Here is a 24,664-nt window from a genome sequence, read left to right on the forward strand (position 1 = left end):
GAGCAGCCTGCCTCGGGCGGACTGGCTGCTCGCCGACCAGGCTATGATGCGGATTGGTTCCGCGACGCCCTGAAAGACAAGGGGATCAGGCCCTGCATCCCGGGCCGGAAGTCCCGCGGCAAGCCCGTCAAATACGACAAGCGACGCTACAGACGACGCAACCGCATAGAGATCATGTTCGGTAGGTTGAAGGACTGGCGGCGAGTAGCGACACGTTACGATAGATGCCCAAAGGTCTTCCTCTCCGCCGTCGCTCTCGCTGCCACCGTCATGTTCTGGCTGTGACCATCAATGAGTCTGGAGCCTAGGGCGTTGGTGCCGCGCCCGATCACGATCAGACCCCGAGGGGTCTCGGCGCAGTTCTTGGGTCGGATGTCGGCATTGGCGGGCATCCAGACCAGGATCGGCGGGCATGCAAGAAAGCGGTGTAAGTAGGAGAGACGACTTCGAACCGTTCGAAAAAATCCCGCTAACGAACAGTAAGTAGACAGAAAAAGGGCGGCGCGCATGTTGCGCGCCGCCCCCAGGGGTGATCAGCCCATGATCGCGTTCAGCGTCGCCGAGGGGCGCATGACTGCCGCGACCTTGGCCGGATCGGCGTGATAGTAGCCGCCCAGATCGGCGGGCTTGCCGCGATCGGCACGCAGCTCCGCGATGATCTGGTCCTGCTTCTCGCGCAGGTCGCGGGCGATGGGGGCGAACTCGGCTGCCAGGTCGGCATCCTCGGTCTGACCTGCCAGCGCCTCGGCCCAGTACAGCGCGAAGAAGTAGTGGCTGTCGCGGTTGTCCGGCTGACCCGCCTTGCGGCCCGGCGAACGCTCGTGGTCCAGCACGCCCTGCGTTGCGGCCTCGACGGCGGCGGCAAGGGTGCGGGCCTTCTCGTTGCCCGAGGCTTCGGCCAGGAACTTCAGGCTCTCGCCCAGGGCGCAGAACTCGCCCAGGCTGTCCCAACGCAGGTGGTTTTCCTCCTGCAGCTGCTGGACGTGCTTCGGGGCCGAGCCGCCCGCGCCGGTCTCGAACATGCCGCCGCCCTGCATCAGCTTGACGATGGACAGCATCTTGGCCGAGGTGCCAAGCTCCAGGATCGGGAACAGGTCGGTCAGATAGTCGCGCAGCACGTTGCCGCTGATCGCGATGATGTCGTCGCCGGCGCGGATGGTCTCGAAGGACAGGCGGGTCGCTTCGCGCGGCGCAAGCACGGTGAAGCGGTCCGCGACGCCGGCCTCGGCCAGGATCGGGTGGACATAGGCCAGCAGCTCGCGGTCGTGGGGACGGGTCTCGTCCAGCCAGAACACGGCCTTGCAGCCTTCCAGGCGCTGGCGGTCGATGGCCAGGCGGACCCAGTCCTCGATCGCGGCCTTGCGGGTCGAGCACATGCGCCAGATGTCGCCCTTCTGGACGGCATGGCTGTGCAGCTGGTCGCCGTTGGCCGCGACCACGGTGACGGTGCCGTCGGCCGGGATTTCGAACGTGGTCGGGTGCGAGCCGTATTCCTCGGCCTTCTGCGCCATCAGGCCGATATTCTGCACCGTGCCCGCGGTCGCCGGATCCAGCGCGCCGGTCTCCTTGAAGTAGCGGACGCTCTCGTCATAGACGGGCGCATAGGAGGTGTCGGGGATGACGCAGTTGGTGTCGGCCTCGGCCCCGTCGGGACCCCATGCCTTGCCGCCCGCGCGCAGCAGCGCCGGAACCGAGGCGTCGATGATGACGTCCGAGGGCACGTGCAGGTTGGTGATCCCCTTGTCGGAATTGACCATATACAGCGGCGGGCGCTGGCCCATCAGCTCTTCGATCTCGGCGCGGATCTTGGCGCCTTCCGGCATCTCGTCGATGCGGGCCAGGACGGAACCCAGGCCGCCATTCGGATCGACGCCCGCCGCGGCCATCGCATCGCCGTGACGTTCGAAGACCGGGGCCAGCCAGGTGCGGACCACGTGGCCGAAGATGATCGGGTCCGAGACCTTCATCATCGTGGCCTTGAGGTGGACCGAGAACAGCGTGCCTTCGGCCTGCGTGCGCTCGATCTCGGATTTCAGGAAGTCCTGCAGATGCGCGACCGACATGAAGCTGGCATCGACCACGGTGCCCTCGGGCAGGTTGATGCCTTCCTTCAGGACGGTGGTGTTGCCGCCCGCATCGGTCAGCCGGATGCTGACGGGACCGGCCTGCGCCGCGCTCAGCGTGACGGATGCCTCGTTGCGGCGGAAATCGCCCTCGGGCATCGAGGACACGCGCGTCTTGCTGTCGGGCGACCAGGCGCCCATCGAGTGCGGATGCGCCTTGGCATAGTTCTTGACCGCGCGCGCGGCACGGCGATCCGAGTTCCCTTCGCGCAGGACGGGGTTCACCGCCGAACCCTTCAGCGCGTCGTAACGGGCGCGGATCTCGCGTTCCTCGTCGGTGGCGGGCTCGTAGGGGTAATCCGGCAGGTCGAAGCCCTGCGCCTGCAGTTCCTTGATCGCGCCGACCAGCTGCGGCACCGAGGCCGAGATGTTGGGCAGCTTGATCACGTTCGCCTCGGGCGTCTTGACCAGCGAACCCAGGCCCGCAAGATCGTCGTCCTGCGCCTGCTCGGGCGTCAGCCGTTCGGGGAAGGCCGCGATGATGCGCCCCGCCAGAGAGATGTCACGCGTGGCGACCTCGATCCCCCCGGCCGAAGCGAAGCGGCGAATGATCGGCAGCAGCGAGGCCGAGGCCAGCTCGGGCGCCTCATCCACCTTGGTGTAAATGATCTGGGGGGTAGGGGTATCGGCCATCGTCCGTGGTCCTCTTTCGTTTCGGTCGTCCCGCAGGTCGCGCGGGATGAGTTGCGTGCCGATCCTCCTCGGTCGGATCGCACGGCGCAGACGATGCATCGCCGGGAACGCCCTGTCCAGATCATGAACGAAATCCTTTTGCGCATTAAGGCGGGCGCCGGGCCGTGGGAGCCGCCGTATTCGCGTGTCAGGGTTGCCGCGCGGCGGCCATGCGACCCGGGCGCTGGCCGAAGGTTTCGGCGTCCATCCCCTCCCTTGTCGCGCGGCGGAGGAACTCGGCTTTTGTTCCGGGGGCCAACCCGTTTGCGGACAGGTCGCGGTCCAAGTTCATGGGGAAGGAGTATCCCTCGGCCGTTGCGTCGATGGCCGCGTCCAGCAATCTCTGCGCCTTGGCGGTATGGGAAGGACAAGCCTGCACATGCGGTCGCGATGCATCGCCTCCATGGCGCGCCCGAAGGCGGACGAGACCTGCAGCAGGTTCACGCAGCGCATGATGTCGGTAATGCTTTTCGCGCCGCCCGAATGGAACCGTGCGGGATTGAAGAACAGCGTGTCGCCCTTGTGCGGGCGTAGCTGAAGAGAGTGTCCCTCGAACAGGGCGCGGAGATCCGCACGGCCCCACGCGGCATAGCCCGGGCGATAGGCCTGCGAGAAGGACAACAGCTTCGTCGGTCCGCTTTCGACGCGTATGCCCAATGCGCGATTGGGCCGTGAAGCGTCAGGACGGGCGAGACGTCGTGCACATGCCCGGGAAAGCTTGCGCAGACATCCGCGATCTTTAAGCCAAGGTGGTTATCGCGATGCGCCTGCTGCGCCGCGCCACCTGGATGCACCTGGTAGACCTGCGCGGTCTTAGTAGTTCGGCCCCAGCCATGCCTCGCAAAGGGCTGCGATCATCGGGTTCGCATAATATTGCATGAAGATCTCGGGGGCGGCCTCCCACAACGCCTCGGCCTAGTTCCAGATCCGGTCGTTCGCCCCTGCGGTCGCGAAGTGATCCGCCCTTCCGCCGCTTTCCCGACGTTCCTGATCGATGATCCGGTCATAGGCCGCGCGCGCCCGATCAAGGATGGCGGTATCTTCACAGGTCCGGTGCAGCGCGACGATGCCAAGGCCGATAGTCAGCACAGCCGCCCGCTTCGCCATCAACACGCGCCGTGCGGCAGGATCCGACAGCTTGGGCCTCAGGTCTGCCATGTCGTGGGTTGTCGTCTGCGCGATCAGCGCCTCGAATTCGCGCAGGTCGCAGGTCTGGGGATCGTAGAAGCCGCTTGCGGCCCGGGTCTTGTCCTTCATGGTATCCTCACTTTCGATGGCCCGATCCTGGCCCCGACCGTGGTTGCGCGATGCGTCGTGACGCATCAGAAATTGCATTAGACGACTCATAGCTTTCCCGTCATGTAGGCTGCGCGGCTGGCGGTTCTCGGGACAGCGACTGTGGATCGCGTGCTGAATGGGCGAGCGAATATCACGCCGCAGACCGGCTTGTGCGACACCCCAGTCATAGACGAGCTGACCTTACAAGAGGCGTAGCTCTTCGCTTCCCGAAGGCGGCTGTTCTTCCACTTCGTGATCGAGGCGCCGCGCTGCTTCAGCCGCAGGATCCGCTAGGCCGCCGCCGCGGGCTGCCGCAGATCGGACCCGCCGCGTGCCGCCCGCGCTTTCGGGTGCACTAGATCATCGAAGGGCCCACTCCGATCCCCGCGTTGGACCGCATCCTGCGGCGCGCCAGTCACGGGATCTGCCTGAAGCCCCGCGACGCGCTGCGTTCTTGCGACTCGCAGCCATGGCTGGTTTTCGGGCTAGGATGAGCGCGAGGCCGCCTCTGCCGCGTCGCTGGCCCGGCTGCAGCCCGATCTGCGCGTGATCGGGATGCAGGGCAGGGGGGTGTCCATCATCCGTCGGCGCGGACGGGCGGGTTGGGAGCGGAGCTGCGCGATCTGCGGGCGCTCTATTCGATGAACAGGGGGGGCGCAGGCGGATCGCGGGTTCCAACCGCCGGTCTCCGAGATGCACGATCTCGACCGCGAGAGCCGCGATTCTATCGCGTGGGCGGTTCGACTTTATCCTGCACCACGATCTGCAGGCGAGCATGCGCAACGTCTCCGCGGACTTCCTTGGGCATTACGGCTTCCAACGGACCGCCCGTTGCGTCCATCCCGACCCGTGCAGCCCGTCACGCCCGAAAACAACGCACGGTCAGTGCAGGCTCAGCAGCACCTCGATGTCGCGTTCGGTCAGGCGCTCCATCAGCTTGCGTTCATCGCCGTTCAGCGTGGTGCCGTCGGTGACCCGCTGGCGGATCAGCCGGGCCACCTGGCTGGTCGGCTGGTAATACAGCTCGGGGTATTCGCGGCTGAGCGTCCCGACGAGGCGCTGAAGCAGCACCTTCTGCCGTTCGGCGTCGGTCTCGGATTTCTTGTCCTGCAGCATGATGTGCCCCGCTCGTTCAGTGTCATCGCAACAGGTGGGAAGCATCGGGCGATTTTCCAAGCGACCGATCGTCGCTGGCGGGCGGCGTGACAGGGCGCACAAGCTGGGCCATAACCTGTCGCGGGATCACGGGGCAGCGGGGGCTGGGATGACGCGAACGCCACATGCGGACTGGACCGACAGCTTTCAGGGTACCCGCGCCCTGCCGCGTGAGGTGCGCGACCGCCTGCTGAAGGCCGCGCACACGCGTCGGTTCCGCAAGGGCACCGAGGTGTTTGGCCCCCACAACATCCCCGACAGCCTGTTCTTCCTGCTGCAGGGCAGCATCCGCGTCGTGCAGACGGCGGGGAACGGGCGGGACATCGTTCTCTATCGCGTGGATGCGGGCGAAAGCTGCGTGCTGACGACCGCCTGCATGCTGGCCGAAGAGGCCTATAACGCCGAAGGCATCGCCGAGACCGACCTGACGGTCATCACCCTGCCCAGGGCCGATTTCGACAGGCTGACCGCCGAGGAGCCCTGCTTTCGCGATTTCGTCTTCGCGGCCTATTCGCGGCGGCTGATCGACCTGCTGCGGGTCGTGAACGACGTGGCCTTCGCGCGCATGGACATGCGCCTGGCCGAGCGTCTGCTGCTGCTGGCGGGCAGGGATGACAGCCTTGCCGCGACCCATTCTCAGCTTGCGTCCGAGCTTGGCACCGCCCGAGAGGTGATCTCCCGCCTGCTGCACGATTTCCAGAAGCGCGGCTTTGTCGCGCAGTCGCGGGGACGGATCGACATCGCCGACCGCGCGGCGTTGCGCGCGATGGCGCAGGCCGGGTGATCGGCCAAGCGTGACAATGTCACCGACGCGCCGCACCGCGGGCCTTATCCACGGATCATGAGCCACCGGCGGATGCCCCGCCCGGCCAAGTCACGAGGATCGCGATGGATACCGTCTTCACCCCCTGGTCGTCCCTTCAGGGAGGGCTGCTGATCGGATTGGCCGCCGTCATGCTGATGGCGGGTCTTGGCCGCGTTCTGGGGGCCACGGGCATCCTGTCGGGTCTGGTCTTCGCGGCCTCGCGCGGGGAAGCCGGTTGGCGGCTGGGGCTGGTGATCGGCATGATCGCCGCGCCGGCGATCCTCTGGGCGCTTACCGGACGACTGCCGCGGATCGAGGTTCCGGCCGGTCCCGGCATGCTCGTCGCGGGCGGGATCCTCGTGGGGTTCGGCGCCAGCCTCGGGTCCGGCTGCACCTCTGGGCACGGGGTCTGCGGGTTGGCGCGGCTGTCGCGCCGCTCGATGATCGCGGTGCCGGTCTTCATGGCGACGGCGGCGGCGACCGTCTTCGTCATCCGCCACGTGATCGGGGGATAGGGGTCATGCGCTTCGTTTTTTCCGTCGCGACGGGGGTGGTCTTCGGGATCGGCATCGCCCTGTCGGGGATGATGGACCCGGCCAAGGTGCTGAACTTCTTCGACATCGCGGGGGCGTGGGATCCGTCGCTGGCCTTCGTGATGGGGGGTGCGCTGGCCGTCGCCCTGCCGGGATACCGGCTGGCCCTGCGGATGGGCGGACCGATGCTGGCAAACCGCTTCGATCTGCCGACAGCGACCCGCCCGGATGCGCGCCTGATCGGGGGCTCTGCCATCTTCGGCATCGGCTGGGGCATCGCGGGCTTCTGCCCCGGCGCTGCGATCCCCGCGCTCGGGACCATGCGATGGGAGGTTGCCTTGTTCCTGTCGGCTGTCATCATCGGCTTCATGCTGCGCCGCATGGCGTTCCCGGCCCCCCGCCCGAAGGAGATCCCCAGATGACCGCATTTCCGCTTCGCATGGACATCCACCCCGAGGTTCACGGCTTCTTCGACAAGGATACGAACACGATCAGCTACCTGGTGCGGGACCCGTCATCCGACGCCTGCGCGATCATCGACAGCGTGATGGACATCGACTACTCTGCCGGGCGGATCACCCATGACCACGCGGACGAGCTGATCCGCCAGGTGCGCGACCGCGGGCTGCGGCTGGAATGGATCATCGAGACGCATGTCCATGCCGACCACCTGTCCGCCGCGCCCTATATCCAGGAACGGCTGGGCGGCAGGATCGGGATCGGCGCGCAGATCATGGTCGTCCAGGACACCTTCGGCAAGATCTTCAACGAGGGGACCGAATTCCAGCGCGACGGCAGCCAGTTCGACCGCCTGTTCGAGGATGGCGACCGCTACATGGTGGGCAACATGCCGGTCTTTGCGATCCACACCCCCGGCCACACCCCCGCCTGCATGGTCCATGTCATGGGCGACGCGGCCTTTGTCGGGGACACGCTGTTCATGCCGGATGGCGGTTCGGCCCGTGCCGATTTTCCCGGCGGCGATGCGGGGGTGCTGTTCGATTCCATCCAGCGCGTCCTGACGCTGCCGGACGAGATGCGCCTGTTCATGTGCCACGATTACGGCCCGAACGGCCGCGACATCCAGTGGCAGACCTCCGTGGCCGAGGAAAAGGCCCACAACATCCATGTCGGCAATGGCCGCACCCGCGAGGAATTCGTCCGCTTCCGGACCGAGCGTGACGCGACGCTGGCGATGCCGCGGCTGATCATCCCCTCGCTTCAGGTGAACATGCGCGGGGGCGAGGTCCCGACCGACAAGGATGGCCGTCCCATGCTGAAGGTGCCGGTCAACGGGCTGTAGGTCGCGGCATGACAGATTGACTTGGCCCCCGGCAGCGGTCATGCATCGCTGCGATGGTTCCCGCGCGGCCAAGGTTCCGGGCGGGTGAAAAGGGAACGCGGTGAGGTGTAACCAGAAGGTGCCGATTCCGCGACTGCCCCCGCAACTGTAAGCGGTAGCCGACCCCATATGCCACTGGCGCCCGCGCCGGGAAGGCGGGCGAGGCCGCGATCCGCAAGTCAGGAGACCTGCCATCGCGACTGCGACCATGCCGGGCGGGGTGCCCCGGAGGGATCACGCTGGCGATGCGCCCGGTCGCGCCGGAGCGTCGTCCCGCGCCTTCCTTTGCCCCGTCCTTCACACCGATGAAGGACGACAAGATGAAGAAGCTTGCGATCGCGATCTGCGCGACCGGATTTCCGCTGGCGGCGCTTGCCGCGCCGACCGAATACCCCCTGACCATCGAGAATTGCGGCCATCGCGTGACGATCCCGGAACGCCCGGCGAATGTCGTCTCGATCGGCCAGTCCACGACCGAGATCCTCTATGCCCTGAGGCAGCAGGACCGCATGGCCGGCACGGCGCTGTGGTTCAACGGCGTGCTGCCGGATTACGCCCGGATCGATGCCGGGGTGGAACGCATCAGCGACAACACCCCCAGCTTCGAGGCCGTGGTGAACAAGCGCCCCGGCTTCGTGCCCACGATGTTCGAATGGATGATCGGCGAACAGGGCGCGGTCGGCACGCGCGAACAGTTCGACGATCTGGGCATCCCGACCTATGTCATGCCGACCGATTGCAGCGGCAAGGACAACCTTGTCGGCGCCGACGGCACGCGCCTTGCGCCCTTCGACGTCGGCACGCTGTGGGACAGCATCGCGCAGATCGCCACGGTGATGGATGCGCAGGCGGCGGGCGATGCGCTGGTCGCCGACCTGCAATCGCGCGAACGCGCGGTCGTGGCGCAAGCGCGGGCGCTGGATCTGCCCGATGCCTCGGCGGCGGTCTGGTTCTCTTCGGCCGAAATGGAGGCCGACCCCTACATGGCGGGGGGCATGGGCATCCCGGCCTGGATGCTGGATCGGCTGGGCCTGCGCAACGTCGTCACGTCCGACGAGGAATGGCCGACGGTCGGTTGGGAAACCATCGCCCGCGCCGATCCCGCGGTCCTGTTCATCGCGCGGATGGATCGCCGCCGCTTCCCGGCCGACGACGTGGAGGCCAAGCTGGAGTTCCTGCGCAGCGATCCCGTGACCAGCCGCATGCAGGCGGTCCGCGAAGACCGCATCGTCATCATCGATGCCGAGGCCATGCATGGCAGCATCCGCATGCTGGACGGGCTGGAGGCCATGGCCGAGGGGATGGGCAGGCTGGCCGAATGAGGCTTCGGACGCTGCCCCTGATCCTTGCCCTGATCGTGGTCGCGCCCCTGCTGGGCGCGGCCCTGGGCGAGACGGCGATCCCGCCCGCGACGGTGTGGAAGGCGCTGGCGAACCAGCTGTGGGATGCGGGCCATGCGGTCGATCCCATCGACCAGGGCATCGTCTGGGCCTATCGCCTGCCGCGCGCGCTGGTCGCCGGGGCCTGCGGGGCGGGGCTGGCGATCTCGGGGCTGGTGCTGCAGACGCTGCTGCGCAATGCGCTGGCCGATCCCTATCTGCTGGGCATCTCGGCGGGGGCGTCGACGGGCGCGGTGCTGGTCGCGGTGGCGGGCCTCGGGGCGGGGATGCTGCCCATGTCGGCGGGGGCGCTGATCGGTGCGCTGACGGCCTTCGCGCTGGTCGTCGGCCTGGCACAGCTGTCGGGCGGCGGACCGGGGGCGCGGGGTGCCGCGCAGATCGTGCTGGCGGGGATTGCGGGGTCGCAACTGTTCAACGCGCTGACCAGCTTCGTGATCGCGCGGTCGGCCAATGCAGAACAGGCGCGCGGCATCATGTTCTGGCTGATGGGCAACCTGTCCGGCACCCGGTGGGAGGATGTCGGCAGCACGCTGACCGCTGCCATCGTCGCGCTGGCCGTCACGCTGTGGCACGTGCGCGCGCTGGATGCCTTCGCCTTCGGCAGCGATGCGGCGGCGGGGCTGGGCGTGCCCGTGCGCCGCGTGCAGGCGGTCCTGATCCTTGCGACGGCGGGGGCGACGGCGATGATGGTCTCGGTCACAGGGGCCATCGGCTTCGTGGGGCTGGTCGTGCCCCATGCGGCGCGGTTCCTCGTGGGCGGCCGGCATGGCAGGCTGGTTCCGGCGACCGCGCTTGCCGGAATGGTCTTCCTGATCGCCGCGGACGTGATCGCGCGCGTGCTGGTCCCGGGCCAGACCCTGCCCATCGGCGTGGTGACCGCGCTGGTCGGCGCACCTGCCTTTGCCGTCATTCTGATCCGGGCAAGGGGGGCCGCATGACGCTGGAGGCCAGATCGCTGTCCTATCGCGGGATCCTGCGCGACGTGGACCTGCGGCTGTCGGGCCCCGAGGTTCTGGGCCTGATCGGGCCGAACGGCTCGGGGAAATCGACGCTGATGCGGCTGATGGCGGGCCTGGTCCGGGCGGATCGCGGGGCGGTCACGCTGGACGGGCAACCCATCTGCAGGCTGCGCCGTCGCGACGTGGCGCGGCGCATGGCCATGGTCGCCCAATCCGCCGAGACCGCCGACCGCATCACCGTCCGCGATGCGGTCTCGCTTGGGCGCACGCCGTGGCTCGATGCGCTGCGGCGCTGGTCCGATGCGGACGCGGCGCATGTCGACCGCGCGCTGGAACGCGCGGATCTGACCCATCTTGCGGATCGCGACTGGTCCACCCTGTCGGGCGGCGAAAGACAGCGCGCCCATATCGCCCGCGCCCTTGCGCAGGACCCCGCGATCCTGCTGCTGGACGAGCCGACGAACCACCTGGATATCGGCCATCAGCTGGCGATCCTCGATCTGGTGCACGCCCTTCGCATCCCCACCATGATCGCGCTGCACGACCTGAACCAGGCGATGCGCTGCGACCGGCTGGCGGTCATGTCAGCCGGTCGGCTGGTCGCGGTCGGGCGGCCCGAACAGGTGCTGACGGCGGACCTGCTGGCCGATGTCTTCGGCGTTCGCGCCTCCGTGCTGACCGATCCCGACGACGGCAGCCGGCTGATGCGGTTCAAGCCCCTGAGCCAAGCCCCAGCACCGGCCACAGCGAGGCGACCAGCAGCGCCGCCATCGTGACGTTGAACACCCGCAGCCGCATGGGGTTCGACAGCCAGCGCCGGACCACCGTTCCCAGCCATGCCCAGACCGAGATCGCCGGAAAGGACACCAGCGCAAAGGCCCCCGCCACCAGCGCCACCGACAGGATCGAACGATCCGGCGCATAGAGCGTGACGGCCGACAGGCACATCGCCCATGCCTTGGGGTTGACCCACTGGAACGCCGCCGCCTGAAGCGCGGTCATGGGGCGGGCATCGGCGGCGCGGTCCTGGATGGGGGCGGCGGTCGCGACCTTGGCCGCAAGCCACAGAAGATAGCCGACCGACAGCACCTTCAGCACGGTGTTCAGCACCGGCACCGCCTGGAACAGCGCCATCAGCCCCGCGCCCACCAGAAGCGACATCACCGAGACCCCGCCCACGATCCCGATCATGTGCGGCAGCGTCCGGCGAAAGCCGAAATTCGCGCCCGATGCCATCAGCATCAGGTTGTTCGGCCCCGGCGTGATCGTGGCGGCAAGGGCAAAGCCCAGAAGGGCGGTCAGGACGGTCATGGTCATCGTTCTTGTCTCTGGCTTGGTTCGGCGCAACAATAGCGGCGATCCGGCGCAATGATCCGCCAAATATCGTGCTGAGCGCGACAAATGCGCAACGAAAGGCCCCGATGGACCCTCTGGACGTGAAGATATTGCAGGCCCTGCGGCGCGACGGGCGCATCAGCAACGTCGCGCTGGCCGAGCGGGTCGGGCTTTCGCCCTCGGCCTGCCTGCGGCGCGTGCAGGAGCTTGAGCGTTCGGGCATCATCCGCGGCTATCGCGTGGTGACCGATCCCGAACGCATGGGGCGGGGGCTGGCCGTCTATGTCATGGTCGGGCTGTCATCGCACAACAAGCGCGCGCAGGAGGGGTTCGAGCACGCCATGGCCGCCGCCCCCGAGGTGGTCGAGTGCCACAACATTGCGGGCTCGTTCGAATACATCCTGCGGGTCGAGACCGCCGATCTTGCGGCCTACAAGCGCTTCCATACCGAGGTTCTGGGCACGCAGTCGCATGTGAACGCGATCAATTCCCACATCGTCATGGACAGCAGCAAGGACGAACGCCCGACCTGACGGGCAGGCCGCGCGGGTATCTCAGTCGATCAGGCCGACGCTGCGGCGGATCCCCTCGTCCCGAAGCGAGATCTCGTCGCCAAGCCAGTTGTCCGCCTCGGGGCCGCACATCCACAGCAACGCGCGGGCGGGCCATTCGGGCGGGATATGGACCGACCAGTCAAGCTGGCTGACCGGGTTGATGCCGCTGTCGCGGATCGCGGCCTGCATGTCGGTGGCGACGGTGCCGGGCGACAGGCTGATCGCGCGGATGCCTTCGCCGCGCGCCTCGAGGTCCAGCGCACGGGTCAGCATCAGCGCCCCGGCCTTGCTGGCGCAATAGGCGCTCCAACCCTCTTGCGGGCCATGCGCGGCACCCGAGCCGATGGTCAGGATCGTGCCGCCCCCCGCCTTGCGCATCACTGGAAGGGCCGCGCGGATGCCGTTGAAGACGCCCTTGATGTTCACGTCGATGGCCTGGCCCCATTCGTCGGGGTCGGCATCGGCGATACCCGCAATGGGACCGATCAGCCCCGCATTGTTGATCAGCACGTCCAGCCGGCCGAAGCGTTCCAGCAGCGTCGCGACGGCCTGCTGCATCGCCACGGCATCGGCCACGTCGCCTGCCAGCGCCACGCCGCCGATCTCGGACGCCAGGGCGGCGACGGCATCCGTGCTGCGGGCCATGACGCCGACCTTCGCGCCCGCATCCGCGAACAGCCGCGCCGTCGCCGCGCCGATTCCCCGGCTTGCGCCCGTGACCAGAACCACCTTGTCCTTCATGTCGGCCATGCTGCCGCCCCCGTTCTTGTGCTGCATATTCGGACGACACCCTAATCGCGTGGACGCCCAAAGGAAAAGGGCGTCACGGCAGGATGCCCGCCAGATCGACCATCAGCCCCGTCGTGGCCATCCCCAGATTGTCGCCGCGCAGGGTCAGTTGCAGCCAGCCGTCCGGCCCGATCCGCAGCCCCTCGACGGTGCAGAACGCGTCCTCCTGCACGATCTCGGGGCGGTGGAGGGGCATGGCGTCCGGGGCCGTCGCAAGATGGATGCCCGGCACGTCCGACAGCACTGCCGCGATCTGTTCGCCGGTCGCATCCGCAGCCAGCCGCGCGGTCAGCGTGATCGTGTGCCCGCGCCAGACCGGAACGCGCGTGGCCATGCAACTGGTGGTGAAGGCGCCCCTGAACAGGATGCGCAGCTCGTCCTCCAGCGCGCGGGCCTCGCCCGGCAGGACCGAGGTCACGTGATCATGTGCGCGATGCGCCTGCATCCCCGGCAGGTCCGTGCCGCTGACGGCCTGAAGCGTGGTGACGTGCAGCGCGTCGATCCCGAAGGCGCGGTGCAGCCGCGCAAGGGGCAGGGCGCAGATCGCGGTCGTGCAGTTCGGCGTTGCCAGAAGCTGATGCCCGCGCGTGTCCGGCAGCGGCATTCCGGGCGCCAGCAACAGTCCGGCCCCGCGCGTATATTCGCAATGCGACAGGATGCGCGCGCCGCGCCCCAGATGCCGTTTCTCGATCGCCTCGGCGCCCGCATCGGGCAGGAAGGACAGGATCAGGTCGCCCGGCGCGGCCGCATCGGGGGGCAGGATGCGCTGGCCCAGCACGAAATCGCGGGCCTCGGGCGCTGCGAACCACGGCAGATCGACGGGCGATTCTTCGTGGCGATGATCGTGCAGGCTGACGATCTCCAGCCCCGGTTCGCGCAGAAGGCGTGCCACGAGATGCTGGCCCAGAAGCCCAAGTGCCCCGAGAACGGACAGTTTTTTCGTCACGGCAATCCTCCATGCAGATTTTTCTTGCCAGATTGAATATGTCATCACACCATAACTGACATGTTAAAGCGAGCGGTATGACATTTCATGTATGATCCAAGCTCTCCCATGTTGCGTTCGGGCCTGTCGGATGGCGGGCTTCCCAGCCCCGATGCCAAGTCCCGCTTTGCCGAGGACCGGATGCTTGCCGCCACCATCTGGTGCGAGATCGCGCCCGGCGAGGTCATCACCGAGGCCGACGCGATGGAGCGTTTCGGCCTGTCGCGCGCCGCGGCCCGTGCGGGGCTGATGCGGCTGGGCTTCGACGGCTGGGCATCGCCCAAGGCGCGGATGGGGTGGGAGGTGCTGCCGATCACCGGCCAGCTGATCGGCGACGTGCTGTCGGCCCGCCGCATCGTCGAACCGGGCCTTGCCCATGTGCGCCTGACCGACGCCGCCCTGACCGAGATGGAGCAGATCCACGACATCCTGAAGGCCCTGTCGCGCGGTGGCGACGATGCCGCGGTCAGCGCGGTGCGCCTGCATGTGGACCGGATCGACGGGCTGCTTCTGGGGGCGATCAACCCCTTTACCGCGCGCCACCTGCGCAAGCTGTGGCACCATTCCGCGCGGATCACCCATTTCCTGGAGGGCGACAGCGGCACGCTGTTCCGCCGGGACGACGTGTCAGACCTGGTGGGGGCGGTGCTGCAACGCGACGCCGCCGGCATCGAGCGCGCGCGACTGGCGCTGATCGATGCGCAGGAACGCTATTTCCTTCGCCAGCTTCTGAAGAACGACGCGCCGCTGATGCCGGGCAGCGGGCTGGCGGCGCGCAACAACCACGAAAACGCTGCGACCAACAGGAGACCTCAATGACCCCCAAGCTCAACCTGCTGCTGGCCAGTGTCGCAGCCGCCACCCTTGCCCTGCCCGCGATGGCCAAGGACCTGACCGTCGATCTGTCGGGCGAGCCGTCCTCGCTGGACCCGCAGGTGCAGTGGAACCCCGACAGCTACTATGTCTATCGCAACATCTTCGACAACCTGGTCACGCGCGACAATGACGGCAACATCGTGCCGCAGATCGCGACGGCGTGGGAGCAGGTCAGCGATACCGAGATGCTGCTGACGCTGCGCGACGACGTGACCTTCCATGACGGCCAGAAGATGACGGCCGAGGATGTGGTCTTTTCCGTCCAGCGCATCACCGACCCGGAATTCGCCTCGCCGCAGCTGGGCCAGTTCAACCAGATCGCATCCGCCGAGGCGGTCGATGACGTGACCGTCAAGCTGACCACCGACGGCCCCTATCCGGCGCTGATGGCGCAGTTGGTCAAGCTGTCGGTCGTGCCCAAGCACGTGGTCGAGGAAGTCGGTGCCGAGGCGTTCAACGCGGCCCCCGTGGGGTCCGGCCCCTACAAGTTCGAGGGCTGGGATCGCGGCGTGTCCGTCACGCTGACCCGCAACGACGACTACTGGGGCGAGGCCGGCCCGTTCGAGGGCGCGACCTTCCGCGCCGTGCCCGATGCCGCGACGCGCCTTGCGAACCTTCAGGCGGGCACCGCCGATCTGGTCGTGGGTCTGGACAGCGACGGCGCCGCGCAGCTGGAAGGGCAGGGCGACGTCAAGGCGCTGTCCGCCCCGACCGAGCGCGTGGCCTATCTGGGCATGAACCTAGACAAGCCGCCCTTCAACGATCCCGAACTGCGCAAGGCCGCCAGCATGGCCATCGACAACCTGGGCATCACCGAGGGCCTGCTGGGCGCAGGCGAGGTGCCGATGGCGCAGCTGTCCTCGCCCGCGCATTTCGGCTATGCCGAGGGGATCGAGCCCTGGGTCTTCGACCCCGATGCCGCCAAGGAAATCGTGTCGGCCAAGGCGGATATCGCCGCGACCCCCGCGACCTTCGCCACAGCGCCGGTCTTTGACCAGCGCATCGTGCAGGCGCTGCAGCAGATGCTGAACGATGTGGGCTTCAACGTCTCGATCAGCGTGACGGACATGCCGACCTATCTGAACATAGTGCGGTCCGAACCTGCCGATAACGCGGAACTCAGCTTCGGTCGCTGGTCCTGCGCCTGCCAGGATGCCGACGGCATCGCCTATCCGCTGCTGCATTCCGACAGCAACTGGAGCCGCGTGAACGACCCCGAACTGGACAAGCTGCTGGACGAGGCCCGCGTGTCGCTGGACCCCGAGGTCCGTCAGGACGCATATGCGCAGGTCCACCAGATCGTGCGCGACAACTACTATCTGCTGCCGATGTACCAGGCGGCGGTGCTGTATGGCGCGGCGTCCGAGCTGGAATTCACGCCGACCGCGAATGAGAGCATGTTCCTCAACCGCATGAGCTGGTCCGAGTGATGTCCGCCTTCCTTCTGAAACGCTTGCTTCAGGCAATGGTCACGGCGTTCGGCGTCATCACGCTGGTGTTCTTCATCCAGCGCCTGACCGGCGATCCGACCGCCCTGCTGCTGCCCGAGACGGCGACGCAGGAGGATTTCGAGGCCATGCGCAGCGCGCTTGGCTTCGACCGGCCCCTGATCGAACAGTACATCGCCTTTCTTGGCGACATGCTGCGCTTCGACCTGGGCCGGTCCTATATCCAGAACGCCCCCGTGGCCGAGATCCTGGCCAGCCGCATCCCCCAGACCCTGCAACTGGCGGGGGGCGCGCTGCTGGTGGCCTTCGCCATCGGTCTGCCTGCGGGCGTCGTCATGGCGCTGACGCGGGGGCGGGCGATCTCTCGCTGGATCATGGGCGTCGTGCTGGCCTGCCAGTCGATGCCCACCTTCTGGAGCGGGATCATGATGATCCTCGTCTTCGGGGTCTGGCTGAAATGGCTGCCGCCTTCGGGAACCGGCACGCTGGCGCATCTGGTGATGCCCTCGATCGCGCTTGGGCTTCTGTCGCTGGCGACCTATGCGCGGATCACGCGTTCCGCCGTCATCGACGAGCTTGGCCGCGACTATGTCCGCTCGGCCCGTGCGCGGGGGGTCCGGACGCCCCGGCTGGTCCGGCGGCACCTGCTGCGCAATTCGGCCATTCCGGTCGTGTCGATCACGGCGCTCGAGATCTCTCAGCTGCTGGCGGGCGCGGTGATCGTCGAGACGGTATTCGCCTGGCCGGGTCTGGGGCAGCTGACGGTACAATCCGTCGCCTCGCGCGATTTCGCGGTGGTGCAGGCGGTCGTGCTGCTGGGGGCCTTCGCCACGATCTTCGCCAACCTTGCTGCCGACATCCTGTACTCGGTAATCGACCCGCGCGTGCGTCTGGGGGGCCAGTGATGAGCGTTGCCGCAACCCGTCTGCCCGCCCGCATCCTGCCCTGGTGGCCCGCGATCCTGCTGGGCGCGATGGTGCTGGTCGCGATCTTCGCGCCGCTTCTTGCGCCGATGGACCCCGACCGGCAGAACCTGCTGGCCCGCCTGAAGGTGCCCGGCTTCGAGAGCCGGGGCGCCACCAACTGGCTGGGCACGGACGAGCTGGGCCGCGACATCCTCAGCCGCCTGATCCACGGCGCGCGGGTGTCGATTTCCGTGGCCGTCCTGTCGGTGCTGCTGTCGGGCGTCGTGGGCATCACCGTCGGCATGCTGGCCGGATACCTGCGCGGCTGGACCGAGACCGTGCTGATGCGGCTGGTCGACATCTTCCTGTCGATCCCCGCGATCCTGCTGGCGATCATCACCGTGGCGGTGCTGGGGCCGGGCTTCTTCAACGTGATCCTGGTCCTCGCGCTGACGCGGTGGCCGCGCTATGCCCGCGTGGCCTATGGCCAGACGCTGTCGGTCGCCCGCCAGCCCTTCGTGACGCTGGCGCGGTCGATGGGCTGTTCGGTCCCGCGCGCGCTGCTGCGCCACATCCTGCCCAACATCATCGGGCCGATCCTGGTCGTGGCCACGCTGGAATTCGGGCTGATGGTCCTGTTCGAGGCGGGCCTGTCATTCCTGGGCCTCGGCGTGCAGCCGCCCACCGCAAGCTGGGGCGCGATGCTGTCCACGGGCCGCAACTATGTCGCGACGGCCTGGTGGATCGCCACCTTCCCGGGGCTTGCCCTGTTCATGCTGGTGCTGTCGGCCAACCTGATTGGCGACCGCCTGAGCGACATCATTGGAAAAGGACGCTGAGAATGCATTTCGGAACCGCCTTCGAAGGCAAGCGCGTGGTCGTCACCGGTGCCAGCGGCATCATGGGCCGCGCCCTGGCCGACCAGTTCGAGGCCAACGGCGCGATCGTCTGCCGGACCGATCTGAACGTGGACGGGATGCCGGGCTTTGCCGTTGCCGCCGATCTGACCGACGATGCCGGGCTGGACCACCTGCTGGCCGCCATAGCCGCCGAATGGGGCGCGCCGGACGTGGTGATCAACAATGCCGCGCTCTATCCGTCCGCCTTCATGCTGGACATGGAGGTTGCGGATTGGGACCGGATCATGTCCGTGAACCTGCGCGCGCCCTTCGTGCTGACGCGCGGCTTCGCGCTGCAGATGATCGAGGCGGGCGTCCGGGGCAATGTCATCAACATCTCGTCTGGGGCGGCGCGCAAGATGCGGCGCACGATGGTGACCTATTGCATGTCCAAGACCGCGCTGGACCGCCTGACCAAGGGTTTCGCGCTGGAACTGGCCGAATTCGGCATCCGCGTGAACGCGCTGGAGCCGGGCTTCGCGGCGGGCAGCGCCGTGTCCAGCCTGCCCAAGGAACATGTCGACCGCGTGATGGCGAACATCCCCCTTGGCCACGAGACCACCGCCGAGGATGTCGGCAATGCCGCGCTGTACCTGGCATCCGACGCCGCCCGCAACGTGACCGGCGCGACCCTGTCGGTCGATGGCGGCAATTCAGCGGGCAGCCTCGATGTCTATCAGGACAAGAAGTCGCCGCTATGATCTGGTCGCCTGCGCCATATCCCTGGCCCGAGGGCAAGCGCGCCGCCGCGTGTTTCAGCGTCGATGTGGACGCGGTCTCGCCCTATCTGTGGGCCACGCGGAACGCACGGCCCGAAACCATCGCCGTGCCCGAACATCGCATGGCGGGGATGCGGCGCGGGCTGTCGCGGATGACCGACATGCTGGCGCGGCTTGACCTGCGCGGCAGCTTCTTCGTGCCGGCGGTCGTCGCGCGCGAGAACCCCGACCTGCTGCCCGGCCTTGTCGAACGCGGCCACGAGATCGCGCTGCATGGCGACTGGCACGAACTGGTCGGCGACATCTCGGACCAGCAGTTCACCGATGCGCTGGAGGGCTCGATCCAGCTGTTCGTCGCGCAGACCGGCCAGCGCCCCGAGGGCTTCCGGTCGCCCGCATGGGAGATGACGCCCCACATGCTGCGAGAGCTGCGGCGTCTGGACCTGTGGGATTCCTCGCTGATGGGCGAGGACGTGCCCTATACCATCGGCGGCGTGACCGAGTTGCCGGTGCGGTGGGATATCGACGACGCCATCTTCTTCAAGTTCCTGGGCGCGGGCGACCGCGCGCCGCGTTCCCATCTGGAAATAGGCGAGCGTTGGCAGTCCGAGGCCCGCTCCGCCCGCCGTCATGGCAGCCTGTTCATGCTGACCGTCCATGACTGGATCAGCGGCCGCCCCGCGCGCATCGACATGCTGGAGGATCTGTGGCGCATGATCGCCCACAGCGACGACATCTGGCGCCCCACCTGCGGAGAGCTGGCGCAGCATCATCGCGGCCTGACCGATCAGCCCGACTTCCCGCTGCCGCAGCTTCCCGTCCATACCACCAAGGGATCACCGCAATGAACGAACACCCAGCCATTCGCGGCGGCGCGCAGGCCTGGTCGCTGAGCAAGCCGCAGGTCGCAGGCGCCAAGGGCATCGTCGTGGCCCAGCACCGCGAGGCCGCGCAGATCGGCGCGGACATCCTGTCGCAGGGCGGCAACGCGATGGACGCCGCCATCGCCACCGCGCTGGTCCTGTCGGTGGTCGAGCCCTGGCTGTCGGGCATCGGCGGCGGCGGCTTCCTGCTGCACGCGGCGGCCGACGGCACGGTCGATGCGCTGGATTTCAACCTGATGTCGCCGCAGGGGCTGGACCCCGCCGACTATCCGCTTGCGGGCGGGTCGGACGGCGACTGGTTCGACTGGCCCGCCGTGCGCGACAATCGCAACATCACGGGCGGCTCGTCCATCTGCACGCCGGGGGCGGTGGCGGGCTTTGCCGCGGCGCTGGAACGGTTCGGCACCATGTCCTGGGCCGATATCGTGGCCCCCGCAGCCCAGATCGCGGCCCGTGGCATGACGGTCGACTGGTTCGCGGACCTGGCCTTTGCCGTGGATCGCACGAACCTTCTGGGCAACACGGCGGCGACGATGCTGTTCCTGGACCCCGACCTTCGGCAGCCGCATCCCGATACGGCCTCGGCCACCGTTCTGCCCATGCCGAAGAAGGCCGCCGTCCTGCGCCGGCTGGCCCAGAACGGCCCGCGCGAATTCTACGAGGGGGAAACCGCCGATCTGATGCTGCAGGACCTGGCGCAGGTCGGTTCCTGCATCAGCGCCAAGGATCTGCGCGATTACAACGTGGTCTGGCAGGAACCTCAGGTTCAGGAGTACCGTGACCGGCAGATCTGCGTCATCCCCGGTCTGTCCGGCGGGCCCAGCCTGCTGCGGGCGCTGTCGCATCTGCAGGACCGCCAGATCGGCACGCTGTCCGACGCGGAACAGTCGGCGGCCCATGCGGTCGCCTGCCGCGAGGCCTATGAATACCGGCTGAAGACGTTGGGCCACGCCGCCGCGACCGAGGATTGCACCAGCCATCTGTCGGTGATCGACGCGCAGGGGAACATGGTGTCGCTGACCAACACGCTGCTGTCGCGCTTCGGGTCCAAGGTGGTGCTGCCGCAGACCGATATCGTGATGAACAACGGCATGATGTGGTTCGATCCGCGCCACGGGCAGCCGAACTCGATCGCGCCGGGGGTCAAGCCCTTGGCCAACATGTCGCCGGTGATCGCGCTGCGCGATGGCCGCCCCGAGATCGCGCTTGGCGCGGCGGGCGGTCGGCAGATCTTCCCGGCGGTGCTGCAGATCCTGTCGCACCTGATCGACCGGGGCGATACGCCGGAAACCGCGATGGCCCGCCCGCGCATCGATGCCAGCACGGCGACGATCCTCGTGGACCGGCGCGCGGCGGCGGATGTGGCGACCGCGATCAGCGAACATCACCCGGTGCAGCTGACCGACGACACCGTCTATCCGGTGCAGTTCGCGATCCCCTCGCTGGTGCAGGCGGGGCAGGGCGACGGCATGGCGGCGGGCGCCGCGCATCCGGTCAGCCCCTGGGCCGCAGCGGTGGCCGCGCCATGAGCCTGCTGGAGGTCACGGATCTTGCGGTCGCTGCCGGATCGCTGCAACTGGTCGATGGTGTCACGCTGGACGTCCGCCCGGGCGAGGTCGTCGCGCTGGTCGGCGAGAGCGGCTCGGGGAAATCGCTGACGGCGCTGTCGGTGATCGGGCTTCTGGCCGACAGCCTGCGCATCACGCGCGGCAGCATCCGTTTCGACGGGGTGCCCGTTCATGGCGCGGGCGGGCAGGACATGGCCGACCTGCGCGGCAACGGGCTGGCGATGATCTTCCAGGAACCCGTGTCATCGTTGAACCCGCTGATGCCCATCGGTGCGCAGGTCGCCGAGAGCCTGATCGTCCATGGCCGCGCCTCGGCCGCGGATGCCGCGCAGCAGGCCGTGCGCATGCTGGGCCGCGTGGGCATTCCCGACCCCGAACGCCGGGCGCATCAATTGCCGGCGGAACTGTCGGGCGGGATGTGCCAGCGGGTGATGATCGCCGCGGCGCTGATATCGCGGCCCCGTCTGCTGATCGCGGACGAGCCGACGACCGCGCTGGACGTCACCATCCAGGCGCAGATCCTGGACCTGATCCGCGACCTGGCCGAGGAAGAGGGCACCGCCGTCCTGATGATCACCCACGACATGGGGATCGTCGCCGAAATGGCCGACCGCGTCTGCGTGATGTATGGCGGGCGCGTCGTGGAGCAGGGCGACGTGCACGACATCTTCCGCCAGCCGCGCCACCCCTATACCGCGATGCTGCTGCGCACCATTCCGCGCTTGGATCACCCGCCGAAGCAGGAACTGTTCGCCATTCCGGGCAATGTCCCCAGCCCCCGGAACTGGCCGCAGGGCTGCCGCTTCAAGACCCGATGCGACCGCGCGACGGCACAATGCGACGCCACGCCCGCCCTGTCCGAAGGCGCGCATCGCGTTGCCTGCTTCCACCCCCTGTCCGAGGGCATGACATGACCGCGCTTCTGGAATTGCAGGACCTCAAGGTGCATTTTCCGGGCAGGGGCGGGCGTTCCGCCCCCGTCACCCGCGCCGTGGACGGGGTCAGCCTGACCATCCACCAGGGCGAGACCGTCGCCGTCGTCGGCGAATCCGGCTGCGGCAAATCCACGACCGGCAACGCAGCACTTGGGCTGGCCCCCGTCACGGGTGGCCGCATCCTGTTCGAGGGGCGCGACCTTGCCAGCCTGCGCCCGACCGAACGTCGCGCCCTGTGGCAGCAGGTGCAGGTGGTGTTCCAGGACCCGGTCTCGGCGCTGAACCCGCGCATGTCGATCGCCCGTTCCATCGCCGAACCGCTGGTCATCAACGGCTGGCCCGCCGACAAGGTGCGCGCCCGCGTGGATGAGCTGATGGAGCTGGTCGGCCTGAACCCCGACCAGCGCGACCGCCGCCCGACCGCGCTGTCGGGCGGTCAGCGGCAGCGGGTCGTGATCGCGCGGGCGCTGGCGCTGTCCCCGAAACTGGTGATCTGCGACGAGCCTGTCAGCGCGCTGGACGTGTCCATCCAGAGCCAGATCCTGAACCTGCTGCTGCGGCTGCAGCGCGACCTGGGGCTGAGCTATCTGTTCATCTCGCATGATCTCAGCGTGGTGCGGCACATCGCGGACCGCGTCTGCGTGATGTATCTGGGCATCGTGGTCGAGGAAGGCTCCGTGACCGAGGTCTTCGCGCATCCGCACCACCCCTATACCCGCGCGCTGATCAGCGCGATCCCGCGCCCCGACGTGTCGCGCAGGGATCGCGGGTCGCGCATCCTGCTGAAGGGCGACCTGCCCAGCCCGCTGAACCCGCCCCCGGGCTGCCCCTTCGCCACGCGCTGCCCGAAGGTCATGCCGGAATGTTCCGCCGCGCGTCCGCCCCTGGAACGGATCGGCACGGATCGCAGCGTTCGCTGCATCGCGCCGGACTAGGGGGCGTCGCCGATCACCAGCATGCCCTGCGACAGCCGGACGGGAACGGGGTCCAGCCCGCACTCGGCGCCCTGGACGGCCTGGCCCGTCGCGATGTCGAAGCGCGCGCCATGCGCGGTGCACATCAGCATCGTCCCGTCCGCCGACAGGATGCGGTCGCCGCGATGGTCCAGCGGCAGGTACTGGTGCGGACAGGCGTTCACATAGGCGCGAAACCCGTCGCCCGCCCGCAGGACCAGCAGAGGAAAGCCGCCCCTGTCGCCGCCCACGCGCAGCGACAGGACCGGGTTTACGCGATCGGCCTCGCAGATGCGCGTGCCGGGCTGCGGTGCGGTCGCGTAATCCGTCCAGGTCATGGCCCGGTCCCCCTGTCCTGCGGAAGGTGCGTCACTCGGCGGGCGCGGCTGACAGGACCCCGCGGCGCACCTGGTCTTCCTCGATCGACTCGAACAGGGCGCGGAAATTCCCCTCGCCGAAGCCGTCATCGCCCTTGCGCTGGATGAACTCGAAGAAGATCGGGCCGATCACCGTCTTCGAGAAGATCTGCAGCAGGATGCGCGTCTCGCCGCCGCCCACCACGCCTTCGCCGTCGATCAGGATCCCGTGCTTGCGCATCTGGTCCAGGGGCTCCTCGTGGCCCTTCACGCGGCGATGCGACATCTCGTAATAGGTGTCGGGCGGGCCGGGCATGAACTCCATCCCCGCATCCGCGATCAGGTCGGTCCCGGCATAGATGTCGTCCGAGGCGATGGCGATGTGCTGGATGCCCTCGCCCTTGTATTCGCGCAGGTATTCCTCGATCTGGCTGTGATCGTCGGTGCTTTCGTTGATCGGAATGCGGATCTTGCCGTCGGGCGAGGTCAGCGCACGGCTGACAAGGCCCGTCTGCTTGCCCTTGATGTCGAAATACTTGATTTCGCGGAAATTGAACGTCTCGTGATAGAACCTGTACCAGGTGTCCATGTTCCCGCGGATCACGTTGTGGGTCAGGTGATCCAGATAGTAGAAGCCGAAGCCCTTCGGGCGCGGGTCCGCTTGGTCCAGCCAGTCGTAATCGGCGTCATAGGCGCTGCCCGCATCGCCATAGCGATCGATGAAATACAGAAGCGATCCGCCGATACCCAGAACGGCCGGCGCCTCGATCGACTTGCCCGGCCCGTTATATTCCGTGGCGCCCAGATCCAGCGCGCGCTGCAGGGCGACCTGCGCATCGACCACGCGCCATGCCATCGCGGGGGCGCAGGGGCCGTGTTCGGCCACGAAGCCCGCCGCATGCCCCGCCGGATCGGCGTTCAGCAGATAGTTGATATCCCCCTGGCGATAGAGCGTGACGTCCTTCGTCTTGTGTCTTGCGACCGGCACGAAGCCCATCTGCCGGAAGATCCGGTCGAGGATCTCGGGCTGGGGATGGGCGTATTCGACGAATTCGAAACCATCGGTGCCTGCCGGGTTTGCGGCGCTGATCGTGGCCTTCGGGGCATTGTGCGGAAACGGACCCATGACGCTTTTCCTTCCTGGCATCTGTTGCGATCAGGATGACACGAGCCGCGCGCACGAAGCTTGCA

General features: G+C 67.7%; 25 protein-coding genes, 2 pseudogenes and 1 riboswitch. Of the genes and pseudogenes, 18 read left to right on the forward strand and 9 right to left on the reverse strand.

The window, feature by feature from the left end; translation table 11 throughout:
* Positions 1 to 285 (forward strand): annotated as a pseudogene (locus tag F804_RS16555) (transposase); the annotation flags it as partial.
* Positions 286 to 533: 248 nt separating this feature from the next.
* Here the strand turns inward: F804_RS16555 and F804_RS0113575 are convergent.
* The 4 genes from F804_RS0113575 to F804_RS0113595 form a co-directional block, all read right to left on the reverse strand.
* The gene (locus F804_RS0113575) at positions 534 to 2,756 is read right to left on the reverse strand and encodes an NADP-dependent isocitrate dehydrogenase (RefSeq protein WP_022708292.1); all 2,223 of its coding nucleotides are present in this window, start codon (positions 2,754 to 2,756) and stop codon (positions 534 to 536) included.
* Between the two features lie 187 nt (positions 2,757 to 2,943).
* Entirely contained in the window at positions 2,944 to 3,135 is a 192-nt protein-coding gene (locus tag F804_RS17705; RefSeq protein ID WP_022708293.1) for a hypothetical protein, read from the reverse strand.
* Positions 3,136 to 3,710: 575 nt separating this feature from the next.
* A complete protein-coding gene (locus F804_RS17710) occupies positions 3,711 to 4,052 on the reverse strand; it encodes a hypothetical protein (RefSeq protein ID WP_245540365.1) in 342 nt (113 codons plus the stop codon).
* A 903-nt stretch (positions 4,053 to 4,955) separates the two neighbouring features.
* Positions 4,956 to 5,189 (reverse strand): hypothetical protein, encoded by a 234-nt coding sequence (locus F804_RS0113595; protein ID WP_022708297.1) that lies wholly within the window; start codon positions 5,187 to 5,189, stop codon positions 4,956 to 4,958.
* A 148-nt stretch (positions 5,190 to 5,337) separates the two neighbouring features.
* On the opposite strand from F804_RS0113595, the gene F804_RS0113600 reads away from it, so the two are divergent.
* The 7 genes and pseudogenes from F804_RS0113600 to F804_RS16570 all read left to right on the forward strand — a co-directional run bounded on the left by F804_RS0113600 (position 5,338) and on the right by F804_RS16570 (position 11,043).
* Positions 5,338 to 6,012: a Crp/Fnr family transcriptional regulator gene (locus F804_RS0113600; RefSeq protein WP_022708298.1), complete on the forward strand. Its 675-nt coding sequence runs from the start codon at positions 5,338 to 5,340 to the stop codon at positions 6,010 to 6,012.
* An 80-nt stretch (positions 6,013 to 6,092) separates the two neighbouring features.
* A pseudogene (locus tag F804_RS0113605) lies at positions 6,093 to 6,548 on the forward strand (YeeE/YedE family protein); the annotation flags it as partial.
* 5 nt (positions 6,549 to 6,553) lie between these two features.
* On the forward strand, positions 6,554 to 6,988 hold the full coding sequence (locus F804_RS16565; RefSeq protein ID WP_022708300.1) for a DUF6691 family protein: 435 nt from the start codon (positions 6,554 to 6,556) through the stop codon (positions 6,986 to 6,988).
* Positions 6,985 to 7,869, forward strand: coding sequence for an MBL fold metallo-hydrolase (locus tag F804_RS0113615; RefSeq protein ID WP_022708301.1), 885 nt, complete (start codon positions 6,985 to 6,987; stop codon positions 7,867 to 7,869). The genes F804_RS16565 and F804_RS0113615 overlap by 4 nt, the downstream gene beginning before the upstream one ends.
* Before the next feature lie 37 nt (positions 7,870 to 7,906).
* A riboswitch (cobalamin riboswitch) is annotated at positions 7,907 to 8,118 on the forward strand.
* Between the two features lie 110 nt (positions 8,119 to 8,228).
* Positions 8,229 to 9,230, forward strand: a complete 1,002-nt coding sequence (locus tag F804_RS17580; RefSeq protein WP_022708302.1) for an ABC transporter substrate-binding protein — start codon at positions 8,229 to 8,231, stop codon at positions 9,228 to 9,230.
* The gene (locus tag F804_RS0113625) at positions 9,227 to 10,246 is read left to right on the forward strand and encodes a FecCD family ABC transporter permease (protein ID WP_022708303.1); all 1,020 of its coding nucleotides are present in this window, start codon (positions 9,227 to 9,229) and stop codon (positions 10,244 to 10,246) included. The genes F804_RS17580 and F804_RS0113625 overlap by 4 nt, the downstream gene beginning before the upstream one ends.
* A complete protein-coding gene (locus F804_RS16570) occupies positions 10,243 to 11,043 on the forward strand; it encodes an ABC transporter ATP-binding protein (RefSeq protein WP_022708304.1) in 801 nt (266 codons plus the stop codon). The genes F804_RS0113625 and F804_RS16570 overlap by 4 nt, the downstream gene beginning before the upstream one ends.
* Here F804_RS16570 and F804_RS0113635 read toward each other — a convergent pair.
* On the reverse strand, positions 10,979 to 11,584 hold the full coding sequence (locus F804_RS0113635) for a LysE family translocator (protein WP_022708305.1): 606 nt from the start codon (positions 11,582 to 11,584) through the stop codon (positions 10,979 to 10,981). The two genes, F804_RS16570 and F804_RS0113635, sit on opposite strands and share 65 nt — an antisense overlap.
* A 104-nt stretch (positions 11,585 to 11,688) precedes the next feature.
* On the opposite strand from F804_RS0113635, the gene F804_RS0113640 reads away from it, so the two are divergent.
* Positions 11,689 to 12,135, forward strand: a complete 447-nt coding sequence (locus F804_RS0113640; RefSeq protein WP_022708306.1) for an Lrp/AsnC family transcriptional regulator — start codon at positions 11,689 to 11,691, stop codon at positions 12,133 to 12,135.
* Positions 12,136 to 12,156: 21 nt separating this feature from the next.
* Here the strand turns inward: F804_RS0113640 and F804_RS0113645 are convergent, their stop codons facing one another.
* Positions 12,157 to 12,906, reverse strand: a complete 750-nt coding sequence (locus F804_RS0113645; protein WP_022708307.1) for an SDR family oxidoreductase — start codon at positions 12,904 to 12,906, stop codon at positions 12,157 to 12,159.
* Between the two features lie 73 nt (positions 12,907 to 12,979).
* Positions 12,980 to 13,891, reverse strand: a complete 912-nt coding sequence (locus tag F804_RS0113650; RefSeq protein WP_022708308.1) for an Asd/ArgC dimerization domain-containing protein — start codon at positions 13,889 to 13,891, stop codon at positions 12,980 to 12,982.
* Between the two features lie 108 nt (positions 13,892 to 13,999).
* On the opposite strand from F804_RS0113650, the gene F804_RS0113655 reads away from it, so the two are divergent.
* From F804_RS0113655 to F804_RS16575, 9 genes are read left to right on the forward strand one after another with little or no spacing between them, the layout of a single operon-like run.
* Positions 14,000 to 14,749, forward strand: coding sequence for a GntR family transcriptional regulator (locus F804_RS0113655; protein ID WP_022708309.1), 750 nt, complete (start codon positions 14,000 to 14,002; stop codon positions 14,747 to 14,749).
* Entirely contained in the window at positions 14,746 to 16,236 is a 1,491-nt protein-coding gene (locus F804_RS0113660; RefSeq protein ID WP_022708310.1) for an ABC transporter substrate-binding protein, read from the forward strand. Before F804_RS0113655 ends, F804_RS0113660 begins: the two co-directional genes overlap by 4 nt.
* On the forward strand, positions 16,236 to 17,159 hold the full coding sequence (locus tag F804_RS0113665; RefSeq protein WP_022708311.1) for an ABC transporter permease: 924 nt from the start codon (positions 16,236 to 16,238) through the stop codon (positions 17,157 to 17,159). The genes F804_RS0113660 and F804_RS0113665 overlap by 1 nt, the downstream gene beginning before the upstream one ends.
* Positions 17,159 to 17,998 carry an ABC transporter permease gene (locus F804_RS0113670; protein ID WP_022708312.1) on the forward strand — a complete coding sequence of 280 codons (840 nt, stop codon included), beginning with the start codon at positions 17,159 to 17,161 and terminating at the stop codon, positions 17,996 to 17,998. Before F804_RS0113665 ends, F804_RS0113670 begins: the two co-directional genes overlap by 1 nt.
* Positions 17,999 to 18,000: 2 nt before the next feature.
* Positions 18,001 to 18,759, forward strand: a complete 759-nt coding sequence (locus tag F804_RS0113675; RefSeq protein ID WP_022708313.1) for an SDR family NAD(P)-dependent oxidoreductase — start codon at positions 18,001 to 18,003, stop codon at positions 18,757 to 18,759.
* A complete protein-coding gene (locus F804_RS0113680; protein WP_022708314.1) occupies positions 18,756 to 19,625 on the forward strand; it encodes a polysaccharide deacetylase family protein in 870 nt (289 codons plus the stop codon). The genes F804_RS0113675 and F804_RS0113680 overlap by 4 nt, the downstream gene beginning before the upstream one ends.
* Complete coding sequence (locus F804_RS0113685; RefSeq protein ID WP_022708315.1) at positions 19,622 to 21,190, forward strand: gamma-glutamyltransferase family protein; 1,569 nt, start codon at positions 19,622 to 19,624, stop codon at positions 21,188 to 21,190. Before F804_RS0113680 ends, F804_RS0113685 begins: the two co-directional genes overlap by 4 nt.
* Positions 21,187 to 22,143, forward strand: a complete 957-nt coding sequence (locus F804_RS0113690) for an ABC transporter ATP-binding protein (protein ID WP_022708316.1) — start codon at positions 21,187 to 21,189, stop codon at positions 22,141 to 22,143. Before F804_RS0113685 ends, F804_RS0113690 begins: the two co-directional genes overlap by 4 nt.
* Entirely contained in the window at positions 22,140 to 23,099 is a 960-nt protein-coding gene (locus tag F804_RS16575) for an ABC transporter ATP-binding protein (protein ID WP_022708317.1), read from the forward strand. The genes F804_RS0113690 and F804_RS16575 overlap by 4 nt, the downstream gene beginning before the upstream one ends.
* On the opposite strand, the gene F804_RS0113700 is transcribed toward F804_RS16575, so the two are convergent.
* Together F804_RS0113700 and hppD are read right to left on the reverse strand one after the other, a co-directional pair.
* A complete protein-coding gene (locus F804_RS0113700; RefSeq protein WP_022708318.1) occupies positions 23,096 to 23,455 on the reverse strand; it encodes a Rieske (2Fe-2S) protein in 360 nt (119 codons plus the stop codon). The genes F804_RS16575 and F804_RS0113700 overlap by 4 nt on opposite strands.
* 31 nt (positions 23,456 to 23,486) lie before the next feature.
* Entirely contained in the window at positions 23,487 to 24,599 is a 1,113-nt protein-coding gene (gene hppD, locus F804_RS0113705; RefSeq protein WP_022708319.1) for a 4-hydroxyphenylpyruvate dioxygenase, read from the reverse strand.
* Between the last annotated feature and the right edge of the window lie 65 nt (positions 24,600 to 24,664).

This window comes from Paracoccus zeaxanthinifaciens ATCC 21588 (assembly GCF_000420145.1).
Lineage (GTDB): Bacteria > Pseudomonadota > Alphaproteobacteria > Rhodobacterales > Rhodobacteraceae > Paracoccus > Paracoccus zeaxanthinifaciens.

Excerpts from the sequence above, each read along its gene's own strand:
- F804_RS0113700 (WP_022708318.1), bottom strand. The coding sequence starts at position 23,455 with ATGACCTGGACGGATTACGCGACCGCACCGCAGCCCGGCACGCGCATC.
- F804_RS16570 (WP_022708304.1), top strand. The coding sequence starts at position 10,243 with ATGACGCTGGAGGCCAGATCGCTGTCCTATCGCGGGATCCTGCGCGAC.
- F804_RS17710 (WP_245540365.1), bottom strand. The coding sequence starts at position 4,052 with ATGAAGGACAAGACCCGGGCCGCAAGCGGCTTCTACGATCCCCAGACC.
- F804_RS0113690 (WP_022708316.1), top strand. The coding sequence starts at position 21,187 with ATGAGCCTGCTGGAGGTCACGGATCTTGCGGTCGCTGCCGGATCGCTG.
- F804_RS0113685 (WP_022708315.1), top strand. The coding sequence starts at position 19,622 with ATGAACGAACACCCAGCCATTCGCGGCGGCGCGCAGGCCTGGTCGCTG.
- F804_RS0113625 (WP_022708303.1), top strand. The coding sequence starts at position 9,227 with ATGAGGCTTCGGACGCTGCCCCTGATCCTTGCCCTGATCGTGGTCGCG.
- F804_RS0113600 (WP_022708298.1), top strand. The coding sequence starts at position 5,338 with ATGACGCGAACGCCACATGCGGACTGGACCGACAGCTTTCAGGGTACC.
- F804_RS0113660 (WP_022708310.1), top strand. The coding sequence starts at position 14,746 with ATGACCCCCAAGCTCAACCTGCTGCTGGCCAGTGTCGCAGCCGCCACC.
- F804_RS0113595 (WP_022708297.1), bottom strand. The coding sequence starts at position 5,189 with ATGCTGCAGGACAAGAAATCCGAGACCGACGCCGAACGGCAGAAGGTG.
- F804_RS0113655 (WP_022708309.1), top strand. The coding sequence starts at position 14,000 with ATGTTGCGTTCGGGCCTGTCGGATGGCGGGCTTCCCAGCCCCGATGCC.
- F804_RS16565 (WP_022708300.1), top strand. The coding sequence starts at position 6,554 with ATGCGCTTCGTTTTTTCCGTCGCGACGGGGGTGGTCTTCGGGATCGGC.
- F804_RS0113640 (WP_022708306.1), top strand. The coding sequence starts at position 11,689 with ATGGACCCTCTGGACGTGAAGATATTGCAGGCCCTGCGGCGCGACGGG.
- F804_RS0113670 (WP_022708312.1), top strand. The coding sequence starts at position 17,159 with ATGAGCGTTGCCGCAACCCGTCTGCCCGCCCGCATCCTGCCCTGGTGG.
- hppD (WP_022708319.1), bottom strand. The coding sequence starts at position 24,599 with ATGGGTCCGTTTCCGCACAATGCCCCGAAGGCCACGATCAGCGCCGCA.
- F804_RS0113615 (WP_022708301.1), top strand. The coding sequence starts at position 6,985 with ATGACCGCATTTCCGCTTCGCATGGACATCCACCCCGAGGTTCACGGC.
- F804_RS0113675 (WP_022708313.1), top strand. The coding sequence starts at position 18,001 with ATGCATTTCGGAACCGCCTTCGAAGGCAAGCGCGTGGTCGTCACCGGT.
- F804_RS0113635 (WP_022708305.1), bottom strand. The coding sequence starts at position 11,584 with ATGACCATGACCGTCCTGACCGCCCTTCTGGGCTTTGCCCTTGCCGCC.
- F804_RS0113645 (WP_022708307.1), bottom strand. The coding sequence starts at position 12,906 with ATGGCCGACATGAAGGACAAGGTGGTTCTGGTCACGGGCGCAAGCCGG.
- F804_RS0113665 (WP_022708311.1), top strand. The coding sequence starts at position 16,236 with ATGTCCGCCTTCCTTCTGAAACGCTTGCTTCAGGCAATGGTCACGGCG.
- F804_RS16575 (WP_022708317.1), top strand. The coding sequence starts at position 22,140 with ATGACCGCGCTTCTGGAATTGCAGGACCTCAAGGTGCATTTTCCGGGC.
- F804_RS0113575 (WP_022708292.1), bottom strand. The coding sequence starts at position 2,756 with ATGGCCGATACCCCTACCCCCCAGATCATTTACACCAAGGTGGATGAG.
- F804_RS0113680 (WP_022708314.1), top strand. The coding sequence starts at position 18,756 with ATGATCTGGTCGCCTGCGCCATATCCCTGGCCCGAGGGCAAGCGCGCC.
- F804_RS17580 (WP_022708302.1), top strand. The coding sequence starts at position 8,229 with ATGAAGAAGCTTGCGATCGCGATCTGCGCGACCGGATTTCCGCTGGCG.